The organism is Paenibacillus sp. UNC499MF, from assembly GCF_900107975.1.
In the GTDB taxonomy this organism is placed as follows: Bacteria; Bacillota; Bacilli; order Paenibacillales; family NBRC-103111; genus Paenibacillus_F.
On record NZ_FNVF01000034.1, the window covers coordinates 1 to 3,239 of the forward strand.

A 3,239-nucleotide genomic window follows, 5' to 3' on the forward strand; every position below is an offset into this window, starting at 1 on the left:
TTAGGACAAGAACATATATCGTTTCCGGTAATTGAGGATCTTTCTTAAGAAGCAAAGAGATATGAGTTAAACGTAGAAAACGCGATGTCCAGGCAGTAACGCAGGTGACTCATTTGTACTGGTTCAGTCCGCGAAACGCCTTTATAAATGTGGTATATTTGATGTAGTGATACGCTTTCTAAGTGGAGGTACTCGCTGCCTTGACAAGAACGGAATACAAGAACTTAATTTCATAAAAAAGGTAGGTATCAGCAGGTGTTAAATTAAATCTCAATTCCGGAGTTTATGGACTGACCTTGGCGCTAAACGCAGGAGTGGGATGAGCCAGCGAATAAACTTTCTCTAATTAGTACGCGATGTCTTGATCTCCTTTCCTTCGGGAGTAACGATGAAGACTAACGGCCCGGTTCGCAACACCATAGTTGATCGACCTTCCTCACCACCCAGCGGATTCTGAAAAATGGAAGGCTGTCTTCGCAGAAAAACGCCTAATTGGTGAAAATTTGCGCAATAAATCACTACCACGATTTCATGACAATCAGCTGGACGAGGAACTTGTTGGGGGTCTGGCTCGTCAAATCTTGCACAACGTATACCAAATTGGGCAAATTGTATTGATTCGTAAACAACAAATGCTCTTGGCCAAAGGAGAGAGAATAATTTGTATATTCCGCATTAGGGCGGCTTTAATGAAACTGAGCTCTGCTGCGAAGATTGGAAAGGGGGAAAGAGAGTCGTTGACGTGAGGGATTCAATGAAACTATAATGGTTTTATTGAAAGGGGATGCCGAACATGGCCATCGTAAGCCGCTATACCGTCGCGCTTCATATTTTGACTTGGCTGGCATTTTGGTCGGAGAAGGACGAATTTTTCCCTTCCGACCGGATCGCGAACAGCGTGGGAACGAGCCCGGTTTTTCTAAGACGGATTCTCGGCCAGCTCGCGAAGGCGGGCCTGGTGTTTGTGCAGCACGGCGGAACAGGGGCCGGCTGGAAGCTGGCGCGCCGTCCGGAAGAGATCAGCCTGCTGGACGTGTACGAAGCAGTTGTGCAGACGCCCCTGTTCGAGATGCACCACAGCCAGCCGAACCCGGGCTGTATCATCGGCCAAGGAATCCAGCCTGCTCTGCAACAGGTATACGAGGACAGCGAGGAAACAATGAAACGACGGCTGGCTCAGGAGTCGATCTATAATTTGATGGCTTCGTCGCTGGAGCACGGGAAGCGGTGATGCCGCCGCAACGGCTAGGCATCCGTGTGGAGTCGCTCGCCGGAGTCGGTCAGATAGGCTGGCCGAGCGGAAACGCTGGCTAGGAAATTACGGTCGGTCGGAGAACCCGCGCGGGGCATAGCCGTTTGATAAGACCGATCCGCGTTTTTTCTTCGGCGACCAATGCAACTAATGCAGTCTCAATGAGAGGGGGCTGACAGGCAAATTCCCAGTTCTGGTTAGGATTGAAGCGGCTGAAAAGTTTCAGAAGTGAATTTACCTGATTGGGAGAATTAGAGGAAATTCTGTTTGATACTAGACTTCAGCTTGTGGCTTGCGTGCTGTACTGTCGTATCGTCCGTTGGAACGGCTCATCCTGGCGTCCAATGCAACCGATTCGGTTTTTTTGAGGGCAAGAACAGTTCAGGATGCAGCCCCGGAAAAATGTTTATATTCTTCATTGTAACTAATTTAGTTTTATTGAAATGTTGAATCTAGACAAGGAGAGGGATTCCATGGACAAACGGATTTTTTGGTTGGCGCTCGGAGGGTTCGCGCTCGGCACGGAAGGATACATGATCGGCGGGCTACTGCCGACACTGGCAGCGGCTCTGCATGTGTCGACGGCGCTTGCCGGACAGTTGGTGACGGCGTTCGCGCTCGTTTACGCCGTGTCGTCTCCGCTGCTGACGACACTGACCGGGAGAAGAAGTGTCAAATTTCACACTCCTATGGCGACCTATAAACTTGAGATAAAAACTTCCTCAGAATGTTTTGAGCTGTCCGTGGTATAATGGACCTTTGGCCCATGCTGATCAACCTTGATGCGCAGCAACCGGCATTGGTAGGGCTTTACTGGAAGGCGGATCTATTTGTCGTCCAGACCTGTGTTGCTTGCAGTAGTAACGATACGGTGTATATGGAGACTGATAGGGCAGGGAGAGCCGTCTGGAGTGAACATAATGCAATGTCGTAAGGAGCGGGAGAGATTTGCGCGGGCGCCCCGACATCCGTTTCATGGCAGCGAGTGGGACGTGCGGTTGCGCACATCGATTTTTCGAAGATAAAGGAGAGGCCGAGCGGAACATGAATGTGGAAGTGTATACGTTAAATGCGTTTGCGAAAGGGGAGCGTGGTGGTAACCCAGCAGGCGTTGTTTTGGAGGGTGGCCTTTCGCTGTGTGCTGCCGAAATGCAGCTTATAGCGAAGAAATTGGGCTTTTCGGAGACGGCATTTATGGAAAAATCCCTGTTTGCGGATTACAAAATCCGCTATTTCACCCCCGCCAGCGAAGTTGATCTGTGCGGACATGCCACGATTGCTGCATTTGGACTAATGCATTCGCTGGGTTTGGCAAAGGAAGGGACCTCCTATAAGATAGAGACCAAGGCAGGGATTTTGGATGTTGATATTAGCTCTGAGGGTCTTGTTTATTTGTCACAAGCCTTACCACAATTTCTTGAAAGGATATCCTGTGGGGAAATCGCCCCATCTTTGGGGATGAATGCCGAGGATCTGGAAACCGGATTGCCCATTCAGATTGTTTCGACGGGGCTGCGGGACATTTTGATCCCGATCCGCAGCAGGAAGCTCTTGAATGATGTTCAGCCAAATTTTGACGCTATAACCGCCATCAGCGAAAAATATGATGTGGTTGGATATCATCTGTTCACGATGGATACTCCAGATGATGCTGTTGCGGAATGCCGGAATTTTGCGCCGCTGTACGATATTCCCGAAGAGAGCGCGACAGGAACATCCAACGGTGCCCTGCTCAGCTATTTGTACCAACATAGCCAACTATCTTTGCGGGAAGTGGAGCACGTCATGTTCAGGCAAGGGTATTCGATGAATTGTCCTTCTGAAATTAAGGTAGGATTGCGCCTGAGCGAGAGCGGTGAAATCAACCAGGTTCGGGTTGGCGGTGCAGTGGCTGGTATTGCACGAAAACATATCACGATAAACGTGGCTTATTTGTCGGATGACAAGAACATATATGTTTAAAAGTCGCGTAGCAGCGGCTTTTTTT

General features: G+C 49.5%; 3 protein-coding genes. All 3 read left to right on the forward strand.

Features of this window, described 5'->3' with window-relative positions:
* The first annotated feature begins 793 nt into the window (after positions 1 to 793).
* Complete coding sequence (locus C4S74_RS26150) at positions 794 to 1,231, forward strand: Rrf2 family transcriptional regulator (protein ID WP_103998206.1); 438 nt, start codon at positions 794 to 796, stop codon at positions 1,229 to 1,231.
* A gap of 494 nt (positions 1,232 to 1,725) precedes the next feature.
* Complete coding sequence (locus tag C4S74_RS26155) at positions 1,726 to 2,004, forward strand: MFS transporter (RefSeq protein WP_181024556.1); 279 nt, start codon at positions 1,726 to 1,728, stop codon at positions 2,002 to 2,004.
* A 292-nt stretch (positions 2,005 to 2,296) separates the two neighbouring features.
* On the forward strand, positions 2,297 to 3,214 hold the full coding sequence (locus C4S74_RS26160) for a PhzF family phenazine biosynthesis protein (RefSeq protein ID WP_103998207.1): 918 nt from the start codon (positions 2,297 to 2,299) through the stop codon (positions 3,212 to 3,214).
* The last annotated feature ends 25 nt before the right edge of the window (positions 3,215 to 3,239 follow it).